Source organism: Veillonella parvula (assembly GCF_047241225.1).
GTDB classification, from domain to species: Bacteria; Bacillota; Negativicutes; order Veillonellales; family Veillonellaceae; genus Veillonella; species Veillonella parvula_O.
On sequence record NZ_JBKTIE010000001.1, the window covers coordinates 209432 to 227163 of the forward strand.

Here is a 17732-nt window from a genome sequence, read left to right on the forward strand (position 1 = left end):
AAAAAGGAGAGCGCTGTGGCTAAGAAAGTACAAAAAAGTCAAATAGAGGAGATTGTTGAGCAACTTCTTGAAAAAGGCCGTAAGAGCGGTGTGTTGACACAATCCGAGATTTCAGATGCTCTTCATGAGCAGACGGAAATTACTGCGGAACAATTAGATGATATTTATACGACTTTGGGTAAATTGAATGTTGAGATTGTGGCAGATATTGATGCTGATGATACAGATAGTCATACAATTGAAACGGATGAAGATGAAGACGAAGTTTCTAGCGAGAAGAAAATTTCTATCGATTTAAGTGTTGATTCTGGTGTTAATATTGATGACCCTGTACGAATGTACCTAAAAGAGATTGGTCGCGTACCATTGCTTTCAGCTGACGAAGAAATCGTATTAGCTAAGCAAATCGAAGCTGGTGCACAAGAGGATGCTACATATAAAGATATTCAACTTAGCAAAAAGGCTAAGAAAAAATTGGTAGATGCTAACTTGCGATTAGTTGTAAGTATCGCGAAACGTTATGTAGGTCGCGGTATGTTGTTCTTGGATCTAATCCAAGAAGGTAACCTAGGTCTGATTAAAGCGGTAGATAAATTCGATTATACTAAAGGTTATAAATTTTCGACGTATGCTACATGGTGGATTCGTCAAGCGATTACGCGTGCTATTGCAGACCAAGCTCGTACGATTCGTATTCCTGTACATATGGTAGAAACAATTAATAAATTGATTCGTATTTCTAGACAATTGTTGCAAGACAAGGGTCGTGAGCCATTGCCAGAAGAAATTGCTGAAGGTATGGGAATTACTGTAGAGCGGGTACGTGAAATTCAAAAGATCGCCCAAGAGCCAGTATCCTTGGAAACTCCGATTGGTGAAGAGGAAGATTCCCATTTAGGGGACTTCATCGAGGACCAAGATGCAATTGCTCCAGACGATGCAGCTAGCTACATTTTATTGCAAGAGCAGATTGAAGATGTATTTACATGCTTAACTGATCGTGAGCAACAAGTATTGATTTTACGTTTTGGGTTGAAGGATGGTAAGCCTCGCACATTGGAAGAAGTTGGTCAACATTTCAATGTAACAAGAGAACGTATTCGTCAGATTGAAGGTAAAGCGCTTACTAAATTGCGCAACCGCGGTAAACGTGATAAAATCAAAGACTTCTTATAAGATTTTGAATCTCTTAAGGGTTGTAATGCAGTGTTGTATAGCACTGTATTACAACCCTTTTGTGTTATAATAAAGAATGGTAATATCTTACAATAAAAAGTAATTTATGATAAGACTTACGTAATAGACAAGCGTTTCATGTAATAGCGATAAGTTTTATGTAATAGATATAAGTTGAAAGCTTATGTAATAGATAGGAGATATAATGTTTACAGTTACTAAACGGTTAGAGGTGAGTGCATCTCATCAATTACAACTAGATTATCCGAGTAAATGTCAAAATCTTCATGGGCATAATTGGATTATTACAGTTCATGCACGTTCTGAAGAGTTAGATCATAATGGGATGGTCATCGACTTTACGATTATTAAAGAAAAAATTCATGGTCGATTGGACCATCGCCATATCAACGATGTACTAGGCGATATAAATCCTACTGCGGAGAATATGGCAAAATGGATCGCTGATGAATTGGGCCCAAAATGCTTTAAAGTAGAGGTTCAAGAATCTGAAGGGAACACAGCTATTTATGAACGTGATTGAGATTTTTGCCTCTATTGATGGGGAAGGTAGTCGGCAAGGCTTGCTGACTACATTTTTACGCCTTCATGATTGCAATATTCGCTGTTCCTATTGCGACACGACTTATAGCTACGGCATTGATAGTGTTTTCACAGAGATGACTGTAGCTGAGGTGGCGAATGTTATTGAAAGCTTAGGTAATCATCGCATTACTATTACTGGTGGGGAGCCCTTATTGCAAGAAGCCGCTGTAGTAGAGCTAATCGATGAGTTAAATCGTCGTAAGGCTGAAACAATGCAGGATAATACATCAGGTCAAGCTGGTTCAACTTGTATTATTGATATAGATAAATTTGATAAACGAGAGATGCTTAATGATAGCCTTTATGATTTCAATATTGAAACAAATGGCACGATTATACCGAGCTTTCACAGAGATAATGTGTGGTTTACCTATGATTATAAAACACCGTCCTCTTTAGCCGAAGAGTCTATGAATGTAGATATATTCAAGGTGGCTACAGAACGAGATCTCATAAAGTTTGTCGTTGGCTCCCCAGAAGATTTGGATTGTATGCGTCGCATAATTGAACAATATCCTACAGTGGCTCAAATATATGTATCGCCTGTATGGGGACAGATTGAGCCGGCATCGATTATCGATTATATGAAAGCATATAATTTACAGAATGTACGATTTCAACTGCAAATCCATAAATTTGTCTGGGATCCAGATGCAAAGGGTGTATAGTATTGTTAGGATGTGTAGTGTCAGTATCTTTTCTAATGCATAGTATGATATGAGGTCTGATGGAATCTTGATATAAAGGGGTAAATATGGATACAAAAAAAATAGAATCACTTATATATCAGTTGTTAGAAGCATTAGGTGAGGATCCTAATCGGGACGGTTTGTTAGAAACACCGAAACGGGTGGCTCAAATGATGGAAGAGGTATATGAAGGCATTCAGTATACAAATGCTGAAATTGCAGAAATGTATGGTAAAACCTTCGCTGTAGATACAAATCAAATGGTAGTAGTAAAGGATATTACTTGCTTCTCTCATTGTGAACATCATATGGCATTGATGTATGATATGAGTATCAGTATTGGGTATATACCAAAAGGTCGTGTCATAGGTTTATCTAAGATTCCTCGCATAGCTGAAATGTGTTGCAAGCGTTTACAATTGCAAGAAAAAATTGGTGAAGATATTGCGGAAGTAATTTCTTTAGCGACAGGGTCTGATGATGTTATTGTGCACATTATATCGTCCCACAGCTGCATGAGTGCAAGAGGCATTAAATCTACAGATAGCCAAACGACTACACTAACTACTAAAGGCGTATTTAACGAAGATCATATGATTCACCGTTTTATGCTAATGAAACAGTCTTAAGATTTGAGTTGCCTTGACTAAATGATAGTCTATTCGGTATAATTAATAGGCTAGAAACTAACTGAGGGCCTATAGCTCAGGGGTAGAGCAACCGGCTCATAACCGGTCGGTCCCTGGTTCGATCCCAGGTGGGCCCACCATTATGTTGATATCTACCGTCCTTGAGATTTCAAGGGCGGTTATTTTTATATGTAAATCATTTATTTTTGTAACTTAACAAAGCTTATTTTTGAATAGTATTATGTTTAGAAATAAATAAACGAGAACAAATATGCAAATAAATAAGCATAAAATAAGCAAAAAATAATCAAGAATAAATAATTAAGAATTAAGAATGAATAGTTAGTAATATATAATTAGTAATAGTAGAGGATGTTATGGAACCTAGACCTATGATGGACCGCCTAGAAGCGGTATTCTCAATCGTACCAAAGGCTCATGCCATTGCCGATATCGGTACCGATCATGGCTATTTAGCGGTAGAGCTCATCAACCGTCAACGCGCTGAATATGTCATTGCCGGTGATGTACATAAAGGTCCGTTAGAGTCTGCAAGATCATATGTTGAGTCTTGTGGACTAGCCGATAAAGTAGATTGTCGTTTAGGCGATGGTCTTAAAGTGACAGAAAAGGGCGAGTTGAACGGCGCCATTTGTTGTGGTATGGGTGGATTTTTAATGCGGGATATTGTAGATGCAGGCCCAGAACCATTAGAGTTCTATGTACTCCAACCACAGAATGGACAAAAAGAATTACGTCAATATATGGTTCAAAAGGGATATGTTATCGTTCTAGAAATCATCGTAGAAGATGCTGGTAAGCTCTATACAGCATTTTTAGCCGTGCGCAATGACTGCGTGGAAGCTTATACAGGTATGACTGAATATGTAGATATTTATCAATCGTTACCGGAAGACTCCTTGTTGTGGTCTGTAGGGGCTTTATTGGAACAAGATAGACCACCACTTTGGATGAAATATATAGAGTATTTAATATATCAACGACAATGTGCATTAGATGATATGACAGAGAAATTAAATCATACTGATAAATATCAGGATTTAGAGCAGGAAGTTAATTTTCTTCGTAATCTTTTAGAGAATAAATAGAAAGAAGTGAGTTGTATGATAACGGTTCAACAAGTTATTACCTTGATGGAGCAATTAGCACCGCGTTCTTATGCAGAGTCTTGGGATAATGTAGGTTTAATGGTGGGCGATCGGAATGTAGTTGTTACAGGTGTAGTGACTACGTTAGACGTAACAGAAGAAACCGTAGAATATGCTATTGAACAAAATTGTAATTTAATTGTTAGCCACCACCCATTAATCTTTAAAGGGTTGAAACAGATATCATGTGATACTGCTCAAGGGCGTACGATTAATAAGCTGATCCAACATAAGATTGCCGTATATAGTGCTCATACAAATCTTGATATCGCTCCAGGCGGTCTCAATGATATGTTGGCGAAGCAATTGGGACTTATAGATATTAAGGGCTTCATTAAAACTGGTGAAGAGGCGCTTTATAAGGTGACCACCTTTGTACCTGAAAGCTCGGCTGATGCGGTTCATTTGGCGATGGGCGATGCAGGGGCAGGCCGAATTGGCAATTACGAGCATTGTAGTTTCAGTATCCATGGGGAAGGACGCTTTGTTGGTAATGAAGATTCTCATCCTGTCATTGGGGCAGCTGGCGCTTTGACAGTGGTTCCTGAGGTACAAGTGAATGCTATCGTTGATGGTACGCATTTAAGCAAAGTCGTAGCGGCTATGAAAGCTGCTCATCCATATGAAGAAGTTGCTTATGAGGTTTTGAATATAGTCGAGCCTACTAGTTCAACTCAATATCTAGGACGGGTAGGTCGCTTGCCTAATGCATTAAACTTAGATTCTTTCCGTGAGTGGGTACAAGAAGCGTTGCCTGATGCTAACATTCGTTTTGCTGGTATTGTGCCGAAAGCGATTCAATCCATTGCTCTATGCTCTGGTGCAGGTGCAGAATTTATTAAGGATGCTGCCCGGTTACATGTAGATGCCTATATTACAGGTGATGTGAAGTATCATGAGGCGCAAATGGCTAAGGAATTAGGCTTACTCGTAGTTGATGCGGGGCATTTTGGAACTGAGTCTATAGTGGCACATGGTTTACGTGACTATTTAATCTCTGCAGGGCTTACTGTTCCTGTGAAAGCTTTCACAGAACAAAATGATTTCTTCTTTGTGTAATGATGCATTTTCTTGCAACAAATTGTTAGCTATGATAAACTGAATTGAAGCAAGTATGAAAGACGGTTGCGAGTCTATAAGACTCGAGGAAAGTCCGAGCTCCATAGGGCAGGATGCCAGATAACGTCTGGCGAGGGTAACCTTAGGGAAAGTGCCATAGAAAAGGAAACCGCCACGTAAGTGGTAAGGGTGGAAAGGTGAGGTAAGAGCTCACCAGCAGTCTGGTAACAGGCTGGCTCGGTAAACCCCATCCGGAGCAAGACCGAATAGGGAAGGGTTAAGGGTGGTCCCGCCTACCTTCCGGGTTGTGTCGCTCGAGCGTGCAGGCGACTGTACGCCTAGAAAGATAATCGTCACCGCGCAAGCGGAACAGAACTCGGCTTATTGATTGCTTGCTTCTATATTTAACATATAATTGATAGTATATAAGATTGTAGATCTTTGTTAGGAGAACTTCATGGCAATTACAGCAATTACTAGTGTACAAGAATTTGATGAGAAAGTGCTTGGCGCTAAAGGTTTAGCTATTGTTGATTTTTGGGCTGGTTGGTGCGAACCATGCACTGTTATGCGCCCAGAGATTGAAGACGTAGCAGAGCGTTTAAAAGGTCAAGTAGAATTCTTTAGTGTTAATGCAGAAGATAAAAATCTTCGCGGTATTTTGTTAAAAGAAGATGTTGATGGTATTCCATCCTTAGTATTCTTCCGCGATGGCAAAATGCTCGATTCCCTTGTGGGCTATAAAAAAGCAGATATGCTTGAGTCTCTAATAAAGGAAGTTATCTGATTAATTAATAACTAGGAATTCTTAGGAAATGAATAACATGAGGCTGTATATAAGAAAAGTTAATTTCTTATATACAGCTTTTTTGTTAAATTTCATAGTTTTCAAAAATGTTAAGTGATATAATAAAATAGTAAAAATATGATTGTCATCATGTTGGTTGAACTTCTTCAAAGTGATAGAGGACGCTAATAAAATGATTTCCGTCATAAACGTTGTAGTTTATTAAGTAATATAATTATATTGCGCAAAGTTGTTGTAAGGAGGCTATATTCCATGAAGAATCGTATAAATAGTTTGTGGACACTCTTCCAAGAACGCCGTTTGAGTCGACGAACATTTATGAAATCCTGTGTAGCACTCACTGCTATTTTAGGACTACCTCCAACGATGTTAGACACCGTTGTTAAGGCTGCCGAAATAACTGAATTACCTACAGTGATTTGGTTGCATGGTCATGAATGTACTGGTTGTAGTGAATCTTTTATCCGTTCATCCTCTCCCTTTACTTCTGATGTTATTTTGAACATGATTTCTCTTGAATATGATGATACTTTGGCGGCAGCGTCTGGTGCACCATTAGAGGAACATTTAGAAAAAATCATCAAAGAAAAAGCCGGTAAATATATCTTGGCTGTTGAAGGTGGCGTACCACTTGATGAAGATGGTGTTTATTGCACAGTAGGTGGACGTACATTTAAAGAATCCCTATTAGAAGCAGCTAAAGGAGCTGCGGCGATTATAGAATATGGTTCTTGTGCTTCTTGGGGCGGTATACAGGCGGCAAAACCAAATCCAACAAATACAGTTTCTGTATCTTCCGTTGTATCTGGCAAGCCAATTATTAAGGTCCCTGGTTGTCCTCCAATTCCAGAGGTTATGACTGGCGTAATCATGCACTATGCATTATTCGGTCAAATTCCACCTCTTGATTCTCAAGGCCGTCCTAAACAATTTTATGGTAATCGTATTCACGACACATGCTACCGTCGTGCCTTCTTTGACTCTGGACTCTTCGTTGAAAAATTCGACGACGATGCATCCAAATCTGGTTGGTGCTTGTATAAAGTAGGTTGTCGTGGACCTCAAACATATAATTCTTGTGGTAACTTACGTTGGTGGAATGGTTTATCCTATCCAATTCAATCCGGTCACGGTTGTATTGGTTGCTCTGAAAAAGGCTTCTGGGATAATGACGTATTCTACAAACGTTTACCAGATATTCCATTGGCTAATACCATCACGACTGCTGATACAATCGGTACAGTAGCTGCTGTTGGTGCTACTGCAGCAGTTATCGTTCATGGTGCTGCAACTCTTACGCGTAATAAAATTCTTGATATGAAAGAAGAAAAACGCTTAAAAGAACAAGGCTTATGGGATGAAAAGAAACATAATAATGGAGGAGGTCACTAATGAAACGCGTAGTAGTAGATCCGATTTCCCGTATTGAAGGTCATTTACGGGTTGAAATAAAAGTTGATGAAGCGAGTGGTAAAGTAGAGGATGCATTGTCTTCTGGTACTGCTTGGCGCGGTATCGAACTTGTTGCTAAAGACCGCGATCCTCGTGACCTTTGGGCGTTCGTACAACGTATTTGTGGTGTATGTACTACAACACATGCCTTGGCTTCGTTAAGAGCTGTTGAAGATGCGCTTGGTATTACAATTCCTAAAAATGCAAACTATATACGTAATATTATGCATAGTAGTCTAGATGTGCATGATCATATTGTGCATTTCTATCATTTACATGCCCTTGACTGGGTTAGCCCGGTAGCAGCTCTTAGTGCCGACCCTGCTAAAACCGCACAATTACAAAATGATGTATTGGCTACATATAATGTAAGCGGTTTAGCACCTGCTGAAACAGCATCCAAAGACTCTGCTTATCCTAAAGAGTTTCCTAAGGCTACTACAGCCTACTTTACGGCTGTACAGCAAAAGGTTAAGAAAATAGTTGAATCTGGTCAATTAGGTATTTTCTCTGCGCAATGGTGGGATCATCCTGATTATAATTTGTTGCCACCAGAGGTTCATTTGATGGCTGTATCCCATTACTTGAATATTCTTGACCGTCAACGGGATATTGTAATTCCTCACGTTGTATTTGGTGGTAAAAACCCTCATCCTCATTACATTGTAGGTGGCATGCCATGTTCTATCTCGATGAATGATATGAATGCACCTATCAATACACAACGCCTAGGAGCTGTTGAACAATCTATTGCATTAGCTAAAGACTTAGTAGATAATTTTTATTTACCAGATTTACTAGCTATTGGCAAAATCTATGTAGAAAAAGGTATGATTGATGGTGGTGGGCTTGCGAAGAAACGTGTTATGTCTTATGGTGATTATCCAGATGATACTTACACAGGCACTTCTAATGGTGACTATCATAAGAAATGTATTGTTCGTTCCAATGGCGTCGTTGAAAATTTTGCGTTAGGTGTAGATAAAGCAACCTTTATCCCATTAGAAGGTAAGGATTTTATGGATCCTCAATATCTTAGTGAAGAGGTTGATCATTCCTGGTTTACATACCCGGACGGAACAAAAACACTTCATCCTATTGAAGGTGTTACTGATCCTAAATTTACGGGTCCTAAATCTGGTACAAAAGAAAAATGGGAATTCCTTGATGAAGATAAAAAATACTCTTGGATTAAATCTCCAACTTTCAAAGGGAAAACTGCAGAGGTTGGTCCATTAGCAAAATATATTGTTGTGTATACAAAGGTAAAACAAGGCATAATCAAAGACCCAACTTGGGCTGAATCTATGATTGTTCGTCAAATAGATACAGTATCACAAGTATTGGGTGTACCAGCTCATGTATGGATGACTACTATGGTGGGACGTACGGCATGTCGTGGCCTTGATGCACAAGTAGCGGCAAATATTAGCCAATATTTCTTTAACAAACTTGTATCTAATATCAAAAATGGTGATACTACAGTAGCGGATATGACTAAATTTGAGCCAAACACATGGGATAAAGATGCTAAAGGTGTTGGCCTTGTAGATGCGCCTCGTGGTGGTTTGGGGCATTGGATACATATTAAAGATGGTCGTTCTGCAAACTATCAATGTATCGTACCATCTACATGGAATGCGTGCCCTAAAACTGCAGCTAATGAACATGGTGCCTATGAAGATTCCATGATTGATACACATGTAAAAATTGCAGATAAACCACTTGAAATTTTGAAGGTAATTCACTCCTTTGATCCATGCCTCGCATGTGCAACCCATTTATACAATAAAAAAGGCGAAAAAATTGTTTCCGTCAATACAGATGCATTGTGTAAATAAAGGGTGGTGGGCTTATGTTAATACATACTGACAAAAAGGCGTATGTCGTATTTAGTCTATGGCTGCGCATATTCCACTGGACTATGGTGCTTAGTGTAACGGCTTTATTCTGGACAGGACTATATATTGGTGATCCAGGCTTTGCTGCGATTACGGGTAACCCTGAACCAACTTTTGCTATTGATGGCTGGTTCTCTATGGAAACTATGCGGCGTATTCATTTCATTGCAGGTGTTATCTTAACATTCTCCTTTATCTTCCGTTTTGCAGGCGCTCTTTGGAACCGAGGGGATAGATTATTACCTAAATTCCGTCAAAAACGGTATTGGTACGGTCTTAAAGAAACAACATTGCACTATTTAATGATTCCTCAAAAACATGAACATCATTGGCTTCGTAATTCCTTAGCTAGAACTGCGTATATGATGGTATACATTATGTTCTTCTTTGAAATCTTAACGGGTTTTGCAATGTATTCGATGGTTAATCCTAATGGTATTCTAGGAACTTTATTTGCACCAGTGATTACATTATTTGGTGGTGAATATAAAGTCCATGTTATCCATCACTACATTGCGTGGGGATTCTTGTTCTTTACTATTGTTCATGTGTATATGGCATTCCGAGAAGACGTTATGGAGGAATCCGGCGAAGTATCTGCTATGGTTTCGGGTATGAAATATTACGCTCATGACCCAATTGATATTGAAGATCTCAATGGTAAACGCCGTCGTGGGGAACGTATTGATAAACCATCTGGTACTACATATCGTCCAAGTGATCCTAATGATCCTAGAGAAAGAGAATTACAAGAAAATGACTAATACAAGTACTGATATCATCAGTGGCTTGAAACAATACGCGGACTCAGAGGGTCCGCGTATTGATTTAAACAGCCTTTATGATGATGGAGATAATGAAATTGTCCTACTTGGAGTCGGTAATATTTTGCTTACCGATGAGGGATTAGGTGTTCATGTAGTAAAAGAATTGAAAGAATCTTTCACATTTACACCTGCAATTTCCATTATTGATGGTGGCACTATGGGGATGGAATTACTCACGTATATGCGTGGTATGAAGAAAATTCTTCTTGTAGACGCTATTAATGGTGGAGATGCTCCAGGAACTATATATGAATTTCCTCATAAGGAATTGGAACAATATTTTACGGAACATATTTCTGTACATGAAGTAGGAATGCAAGATATTTTACGCATCCGTGCTATTCAAGACGATCCATTAGAAGATGCAGTGGTTATTGGTGTAGAACCGGAATCATTGGAAATTGGTTTTGAACCTAGCGAGCCGGTACAATGTGCCTTGCCTGAGGTTAAAAAACGTATTTTGCATGTCCTACGAGAATGGGGCGTAACAGTTGAGCCTAAAGCATAAAGTGGAAATTTCATATAATGTATAGATAGCTTATAGAATGTAAAGATAGTTTCTGTATAGGAGTATTTATGATTGAAAATTATGGTAATGTTCGCGCCGTTTTAAATGAGTTGCGTTTGGCTCTAAAGAATTTGCGTGAAAATGGTGAGACATATTCGATTTATATTGAAAAAACAGGTTTAACAGAGGAAGAACAAGTTGAAGTATTAGAAACACTTGGACGCGGTCATATTACGATTAACTTTAATGAAACTGATCAACCTGTAGAATGGTATGAATCACAATTTTCTGGAATCTGGATTGGGACTTATAAAAATGGTCGCGATGATTCCATTTTACATACAGTAGAGGTCGCTAAATATCCAGTTGTAGCTGGTGCTTATATAGAAGATATGGAACTGGCGGAGGAAGATTTACAATCTTGGATTGATGCTGCTGGATTATAGTAAAGGAGACCCTTAACGGGTCTCTTTTTCATGAAAGATAGATGAAATTAGGCGTTTTTGATAATTTTATGATAAAAATTCATATATATTTTTGATTAATAGTTGATAAAGCCAGAAATAATCATATTTGTTTCTATATTAATAAAATAAATATTTTTTATAAATTACTTTATTAAGTAGTTTTACGAATAAATTTATATGAAATTAATTCGTTTAGCTTATATAAAGGATAAATGAAGTGTTTCATTGGTGTTTTACAGAGAAATAGCTTATTTACTGGCTTTATAAACATTATTAGGCCTATTGTTAACCTTTAGCATTTGCCTTAATTTACTAATTAACATAAAATATGTGAGTAAAATACTTTGGAGGATTTATGTTACTTTCTATTGTAGTGCCTGTATATAACGAAGAGGAAAATATAGCGAACTTTTATAAAGCTGTAACTGATGTTATGTCAGGTCTCACGTATGATTATGAATTAATCTTCGTGGATGATGGATCTAGTGATTCGTCAGCTATGATACTGCGTGAAATTGCATTCAATGATAAATATGTCAAAGTGTTATTGCTGGCTCGTAACTTTGGGCATCAAACGGCACTTACATGTGGACTTGATTATGCTCATGGCGATGCAGTCATTACAATGGACGGTGATATGCAGCATCCACCTGCATTGATTCCTGAACTAGTTCGATTGTGGGAATCAGGGTATGATGTGGTGCGTACCATACGCGATTCAACTGATGACGCTAGTTGGGCTAAATCTTTCACGTCTAAGTATTATTACAAATTGATGAACAAAATGGCCGATGTTCCTATTGTTGAAGGTGGGTCCGATTTCCGCCTCATGAATAGTAAAGCATTGGGCACGTTGAAACGATTTAGAGAACATGGTCGATTTTTGCGCGGTATTGTCGGCGCCTTAGGGTATAGACAAGCAGAGTTGCACTTTGTGGCACCACCTCGATTTGCAGGTGTCTCAAAGTTTAGTGTGCGTAAAATGATTCGATTTGCTCTCGATGGTGTAACCGCTTTTTCAAGGGTGCCTTTACGGGCGGCCTTGTATGTAGGTGTACTTTGTGGTGGAATGAGTTTTTTGCTCATCTTACATCTTTTGTATGTATATCTTACAGGACAAGCTTTGAATGGGTGGACAACCTTGGGCGTATCAATCTTGTTTATTGGTGGAATTCAACTCGTCGGACTGGGGATTATTGGCGAGTATGTAGGTCGTATTTTTGAAGAGGTGAAGCAACGGCCTTTGTATTGGGTTAAGTCAGCTATAAATTTTGAAGAGCATGAAGAGGCTCCGTTACTCGGACCAAGCAGTGCAGATGTTTTTATGGCACCAGAGGCTTATACCAACAAGAGCAAAGAAGACTAGCTGTATTTGTGAATGCAAATAAATAGACGGTTAGTATATTTTGAATAAATAACTTACTTTAAAAGTTTTTTGGAAAGGAAGCATATGAAGTCAAAATATAGTAAGGTTAAAATAACGGCATTAACATTAACTTTTGTGTGTGCCACAACAGCCATGGTTGGCGCAACAACATTACAATATGGTGATAAGGGCAAAAGTGTTACAGCGGTTCAACAACAACTAATTAAACACGGCTATAATGCTACAGATAAAAATGGTGTATATGGTAAGGAAACGAAGTGGGCAGTTCGTTTGTTCCAACAAGATCGTGGCCTTCCAGTGGATGGTATCGTAGGTCCTGCTACGTATAACGCATTGATGGGTGCTCCTCGTTCTACGAAGGCAGTATTGACTCAAAATGCAGCGACTAAAGCAGTAGCAACGAAATCCGCTTTTACAAACAGTAATGCGACATCCCGTCGTATTGCTGGTCAATCCATTAATGGCAAGAACGTTAAATTAAACAATATTACGAAAAATGAAACACCTAGCAGCATTCACGCAATCTTGGCAGAAGCTGACAAATACCGCGGTGTACCCTATGTATTTGGCGGTACTACTCCAAGTGGCTTTGACTGCTCCGGTTATGTTAAATATGTATTTGAAAAACAAGGTATTTCTTTACCGCGTTTGGCAGATGAACAGTATAACGTAGGTGTTGAAGTTTCTCGTGCGAACTTGAAAGCGGGGGATTTGGTATTCTTCGAAACCTATGAACCAGGTCCATCTCACTCCGGTATTTATATTGGTGATGGTAAGTTCATCAGCGCCACTTCCAGTCGTGGTGTTGCAGTAGCAGATCTTGATACTGGCTATTGGGGTGAACGTTACATCGGCGCAAAACGCGTTGTACGCTAATTTAATAACTAGCTATAAAAGAGGCTATACGAATCAATTTTGTTTTGTTGATTTGTATAACCTCTTTTTATGTTTATTATTTATGATTTAACTAGCGTTGACTAAATTTGACCTTTACTTTTATTGTAAAAAATATGGATTTAAAATTATATTTTTTACGGTTTACTTGAATTGGTGTGAAAGTGCGTAAATTCCGCATAATCTCAATGTTTTTAATAGATTTTATATCATTTTTGAGTTATAATGAAGAGTAAATAATTTTAGGAGGAATATACACATGAAGGGTAATGAACTGCGTCAAGCATACTTGCAGTTTTTTGAAAGTAAAGGACATTTAAAATTAGATAGTTTTTCTCTTATACCAGAAAACGATCCGTCTTTGTTATTGATTGGGGCAGGTATGGCGCCATTGAAGCCGTTCTTTACAGGTAAGTTGGTACCTCCTTGTCATCGTATTACAACAAGCCAAAAATGTATGCGTACTGGTGACCTTGAAAATGTAGGCCGCACAGCTCGTCACCATACATTCTTTGAAATGCTTGGTAACTTCTCCTTCGGTGATTACTTCAAAAAAGAAGCGATTCACTGGGCGTGGGAGTTCTTAACTGAAGTTATTAAACTCGATAAAAATAGATTATATGTTACTGTATATCCAGATGACCAAGAAGCGTATGATACATGGCACAATGATTGTGGCGTAGAGGAAAGCCATATTACACGCCTTGAAGATAACTTCTGGGAAATTGGTGAAGGCCCATGTGGTCCTGACAGTGAAATCTTCTTCGACCAAGGTCCTGAACATGGTTGTGATGACCCTAATTGTGCACCAGGTTGTGACTGCGATCGCTATCTTGAAATCTGGAACTTAGTATTTACTCAATTTAATAAAATGCCAGATGGTTCCTATGAACCATTACAACACAAAAACATTGATACAGGCGCTGGTCTTGAACGATTGGCTTCCGTATTACAAGGTTGTAAAACAAACTTTGAAACTGATTTGATTTTTCCTATTATTGAAGCCACTGCAAAACGGGCTGGAGTGAAATACAATGAAGATCTAAATACAGATGTTTCTTTGAAGGTTATTGCTGACCATGCTCGTGCTGTCACAGCATTGATTTCCGATGGTGTGTTACCGTCTAATGAAGGTCGTGGCTACGTATTGCGTCGTATTTTACGCCGTGCTGTACGTCATGGACGTTTACTTGGTATCGAAGGTATCTTCTTAACACCTCTTATTGATGTAGTCGTAGACATTCTAGGACCTGGTATTAAATCCATCGCTGAGAAACAAGATTTCGTTAAACGTGTTGTACAAAACGAAGAAGAACGCTTTAACCAAACATTGGAACAAGGTCTTGAGTTGTTAAACTCTTTAATTGATACATTAGCTGCTGAAAAAGCAACTGTTGTTCCTGGTACAGAAGTATTTAAACTATATGATACATATGGATTCCCTTGGGAATTAACAGAGGAAATAGCTTCTGAACGCGGCTTTACAATCGACCATGAAGGTTTTGAAGCAGCTATGAAAGAACAACGTGAACGCGCTCGTGAAGCTCGTGTAAAAGAAGATGCGAAGGTAGCAACACCAGACATTACATTCTTGCAAGATGAAGAACTTGTTGAAGATGAGGCAGAAACTGCATCCGCCGTATTGATGCTTGGTAAAGGTTCTGAACGCTTGCAAACAGCAGCTGATGGCGATGAAATTACTGTTATCGTACGCACTACTCCATTCCATGCTGAAGGGGGCGGTCAATTAGGTGATACAGGCTTTATCGTGGGCCCAATGGGTAAGGTAGAGGTTCATAATACAAAACGTTTACCAGAAGGTACTGTATATCATATCGGTACTGTTATAGAAGGTTCTATCTCTGAAGGTGACGATGTAACGCTTGAAGTGGATACAAATCGTCGTGCAGCAATGGCTCGCAACCATACAGCAACACACTTGTTACATGCAGCATTGAAAAAGGTTCTTGGCGAGCATGTTAACCAAGCGGGTTCTCTAGTAACTCCTGATTACTTGCGTTTTGACTTCACTCATTTCTCCCCTGTAACACAAGAGGAACTTGATCAAATCGAAGCACTTGTAAACGAAGAAATTTTAAAAGCTACGGACCTAGATATCGCTGAAATGTCCATGGACGAAGCAAAAGCGAAAGGTGCGATGGCACTCTTTGGAGATAAATATGGAGATGTAGTTCGCGTTGTAGAGGTTCCTGGCTTCTCCGTTGAATTATGTGGTGGTTCTCATGTAGGCAACACAGCTTTCATTAGTTCCTTCCGTTTAACTTCTGAAGCTGGTATCGGTTCTGGTGTACGTCGTATTGAAGCGATTACAGGTCGTGCAGCTCTCGATGCAGCAAAACAAGATCGTTTGACTATTGAACGCATGGCAAGCGAGCTTAAAACTAAAGCACCTCAAATAGAAGAACGCTTACACCAAGTGTTGACAGAAGCTAAAGACACAGCAAAAGAATTAGAACAAATTCGTAAAGAAGTTTCTGCAGCGGGTGCAGCTGACATCGTTGCTGGTAAAGTTGTGATAGGTGATGTTGAATTTGTTGCCGCAGCTGTAAAGGCGTCCTCCATCGATGAATTGCGTGATTTAGCTGATATGGGCCTTGATAAATTGAATGGCTCTGGTGTGGTTCTTGTAGGCGCTGCTATGGGCGATGATAAGGTAAACTTTGTATGTAAAGTATCTAAAGATGTCGTTGCTAAAGGTGCAAAAGCAGGTAATATTGTTAAAGCAGCAGCTCAAGTAGCTGGAGGTAATGGCGGTGGCCGTCCGGATATGGCACAAGCAGGTGGCAAAGAGCCAGCTAAATTAATGGAAGCATTAAAAGCTGGTGGTGAAGCCTTAAAATCTATGTTACAATAGGCATATAATTTTATAATTATACTTGTATCTGTTATAGAAATTTTTTATAATGCATAAAAAGTTACTGACTTTGTAGCTTTAATTCAAGTATAATAGTAGGTGAGATTTCACTTGTATAGTGAAATCTGCCGATGTAATAAAAAGGAGGGATACGATGAACGTTTCAGATGAAACCATGTTATTCCGTAAAGTAGACGATGAACCGATGACCGCTGAAGAGGTGCTTACGCGTGTTTATCAATCTATTCAAGAAAAAGGTTACAATCCAATTAATCAAATCTTAGGGTATCTAATCTCTGGAGATCCTGCGTATATAACAAGTTATAATAATGCGCGTTCCGATATCCGCCGTTTAGAGCGTGATGACTTGATTGAAGAATTGTTGAAAGAATACGCAAAGGCTAAACAATTATAATGAGAATTATGTCATTAGATGTAGGCAGCCGTACTATTGGTATTGCCTGTAGCGATGCACTGCTCATGACTGCACAAGGTATTGAAACCATTCGTAGAACATCTCTGGAAAAAGACTTTAATCGCTTACAAGAACTCATTTCTGAATATGAAGTACATGAACTTGTGGTAGGTATGCCGAAAAATATGAATGGTACAAAAGGTGAACGGGCTGAAAAGACTGAAGAATTCGTTGCAAAAATGAAGGAAGTCATCGATTTACCTTTTACATATTGGGATGAGCGGTTATCTACTGTTATGGCTGAACGTCAACTCATCGCAGCTGACGTGAGCCGTAAAAAGCGTAAATCTGTTATCGATAAAATGGCAGCGGTTGTAATTTTGCAAGGATATTTAGATCGCTTGCAGTTTAATAAATAAGTATTTTTCCTTAAGGAGGGTTTCCAATGGTTGACCAAAATTTTGAAGGTGAAGTGTATTATTTGGAATTTGAAGACGAACATGGTAATAAACAATACTTCACAGAAGATGTTATCTTGAGCCATGAAGGTCAAGAGTATGCCGTTCTTGTACATGTACAAGATGAAGATGCCGACCATGAAGGTCAAGATGACACATACATGATCTTGGCTCGCATCGAAACAAATGAAGAAGGCGTAGAAGAATACGTACCTTTGGATGAAGAAGATGAAAACTTTGAAACTCTAGTAAAACTGTATGAAGACATGGATGAAGACGAATAATCGTTTTTAGCATAAATTTAGCGTGTTGTCAGTGGACAATGCGCTATTTTTATTTTGTTATACATTATCATTGTTGTAAAAAGCAGAGACTTCATTCATGCTAAGGGTATAACAAATACATAAAATTA

General features: G+C 38.7%; 18 protein-coding genes, 1 tRNA gene and 1 other RNA gene. All 20 read left to right on the forward strand.

The features are described from left to right. Positions 1-15: 15 nt before the first annotated feature. The 20 genes from rpoD to ACLRYO_RS01040 all read left to right on the forward strand — a co-directional run bounded on the left by rpoD (position 16) and on the right by ACLRYO_RS01040 (position 17604). A complete protein-coding gene (gene rpoD, locus ACLRYO_RS00945) occupies positions 16-1176 on the forward strand; it encodes an RNA polymerase sigma factor RpoD (RefSeq protein WP_004696398.1) in 1161 nt (386 codons plus the stop codon). Positions 1177-1381: 205 nt separating this feature from the next. Further along, a complete protein-coding gene (gene queD / locus ACLRYO_RS00950) occupies positions 1382-1720 on the forward strand; it encodes a 6-carboxytetrahydropterin synthase QueD (RefSeq protein WP_012864569.1) in 339 nt (112 codons plus the stop codon). Continuing rightward, the gene (locus ACLRYO_RS00955) at positions 1707-2450 is read left to right on the forward strand and encodes a radical SAM protein (protein ID WP_413084620.1); all 744 of its coding nucleotides are present in this window, start codon (positions 1707-1709) and stop codon (positions 2448-2450) included. Before queD ends, ACLRYO_RS00955 begins: the two co-directional genes overlap by 14 nt. Before the next feature lie 86 nt (positions 2451-2536). Further along, the gene (folE, locus tag ACLRYO_RS00960) at positions 2537-3100 is read left to right on the forward strand and encodes a GTP cyclohydrolase I (RefSeq protein ID WP_287501481.1); all 564 of its coding nucleotides are present in this window, start codon (positions 2537-2539) and stop codon (positions 3098-3100) included. A gap of 65 nt (positions 3101-3165) precedes the next feature. Then, positions 3166-3240: transfer RNA gene (locus tag ACLRYO_RS00965), tRNA-Ile, on the forward strand. Between the two features lie 237 nt (positions 3241-3477). Further along, complete coding sequence (locus ACLRYO_RS00970; RefSeq protein WP_123137833.1) at positions 3478-4209, forward strand: tRNA (adenine(22)-N(1))-methyltransferase; 732 nt, start codon at positions 3478-3480, stop codon at positions 4207-4209. Positions 4210-4224: 15 nt separating this feature from the next. After that, positions 4225-5328: a Nif3-like dinuclear metal center hexameric protein gene (locus ACLRYO_RS00975; RefSeq protein ID WP_413084621.1), complete on the forward strand. Its 1104-nt coding sequence runs from the start codon at positions 4225-4227 to the stop codon at positions 5326-5328. 49 nt (positions 5329-5377) lie between these two features. Further along, positions 5378-5728, forward strand: an RNA gene (rnpB, locus tag ACLRYO_RS00980) — RNase P RNA component class A. 57 nt (positions 5729-5785) lie between these two features. Beyond that, on the forward strand, positions 5786-6115 hold the full coding sequence (locus tag ACLRYO_RS00985; RefSeq protein WP_004698670.1) for a thioredoxin family protein: 330 nt from the start codon (positions 5786-5788) through the stop codon (positions 6113-6115). A gap of 273 nt (positions 6116-6388) precedes the next feature. After that, positions 6389-7528 (forward strand): hydrogenase small subunit, encoded by a 1140-nt coding sequence (locus ACLRYO_RS00990; protein WP_413084622.1) that lies wholly within the window; start codon positions 6389-6391, stop codon positions 7526-7528. Then, complete coding sequence (locus tag ACLRYO_RS00995) at positions 7528-9429, forward strand: nickel-dependent hydrogenase large subunit (protein WP_024061955.1); 1902 nt, start codon at positions 7528-7530, stop codon at positions 9427-9429. Before ACLRYO_RS00990 ends, ACLRYO_RS00995 begins: the two co-directional genes overlap by 1 nt. Positions 9430-9443: 14 nt before the next feature. Next, positions 9444-10253 carry a Ni/Fe-hydrogenase, b-type cytochrome subunit gene (cybH, locus tag ACLRYO_RS01000; protein WP_004698529.1) on the forward strand — a complete coding sequence of 270 codons (810 nt, stop codon included), beginning with the start codon at positions 9444-9446 and terminating at the stop codon, positions 10251-10253. Next, positions 10246-10824: a HyaD/HybD family hydrogenase maturation endopeptidase gene (locus ACLRYO_RS01005; RefSeq protein ID WP_101928400.1), complete on the forward strand. Its 579-nt coding sequence runs from the start codon at positions 10246-10248 to the stop codon at positions 10822-10824. Before cybH ends, ACLRYO_RS01005 begins: the two co-directional genes overlap by 8 nt. Before the next feature lie 68 nt (positions 10825-10892). Beyond that, complete coding sequence (locus ACLRYO_RS01010; RefSeq protein ID WP_004696374.1) at positions 10893-11270, forward strand: hydrogenase expression/formation C-terminal domain-containing protein; 378 nt, start codon at positions 10893-10895, stop codon at positions 11268-11270. A gap of 376 nt (positions 11271-11646) precedes the next feature. After that, positions 11647-12657 carry a glycosyltransferase family 2 protein gene (locus ACLRYO_RS01015; protein WP_278457577.1) on the forward strand — a complete coding sequence of 337 codons (1011 nt, stop codon included), beginning with the start codon at positions 11647-11649 and terminating at the stop codon, positions 12655-12657. An 84-nt stretch (positions 12658-12741) separates the two neighbouring features. Further along, positions 12742-13554, forward strand: coding sequence for a C40 family peptidase (locus ACLRYO_RS01020; protein ID WP_008714242.1), 813 nt, complete (start codon positions 12742-12744; stop codon positions 13552-13554). A gap of 277 nt (positions 13555-13831) precedes the next feature. Continuing rightward, entirely contained in the window at positions 13832-16447 is a 2616-nt protein-coding gene (gene alaS, locus ACLRYO_RS01025; protein ID WP_413084623.1) for an alanine--tRNA ligase, read from the forward strand. 154 nt (positions 16448-16601) lie between these two features. After that, positions 16602-16862, forward strand: coding sequence for an IreB family regulatory phosphoprotein (locus tag ACLRYO_RS01030; RefSeq protein ID WP_004696366.1), 261 nt, complete (start codon positions 16602-16604; stop codon positions 16860-16862). After that, positions 16862-17281, forward strand: a complete 420-nt coding sequence (gene ruvX / locus ACLRYO_RS01035) for a Holliday junction resolvase RuvX (RefSeq protein WP_278457575.1) — start codon at positions 16862-16864, stop codon at positions 17279-17281. The genes ACLRYO_RS01030 and ruvX overlap by 1 nt, the downstream gene beginning before the upstream one ends. 26 nt (positions 17282-17307) lie before the next feature. Beyond that, positions 17308-17604, forward strand: a complete 297-nt coding sequence (locus tag ACLRYO_RS01040; RefSeq protein ID WP_008601328.1) for a DUF1292 domain-containing protein — start codon at positions 17308-17310, stop codon at positions 17602-17604. Positions 17605-17732 lie beyond the last annotated feature (128 nt).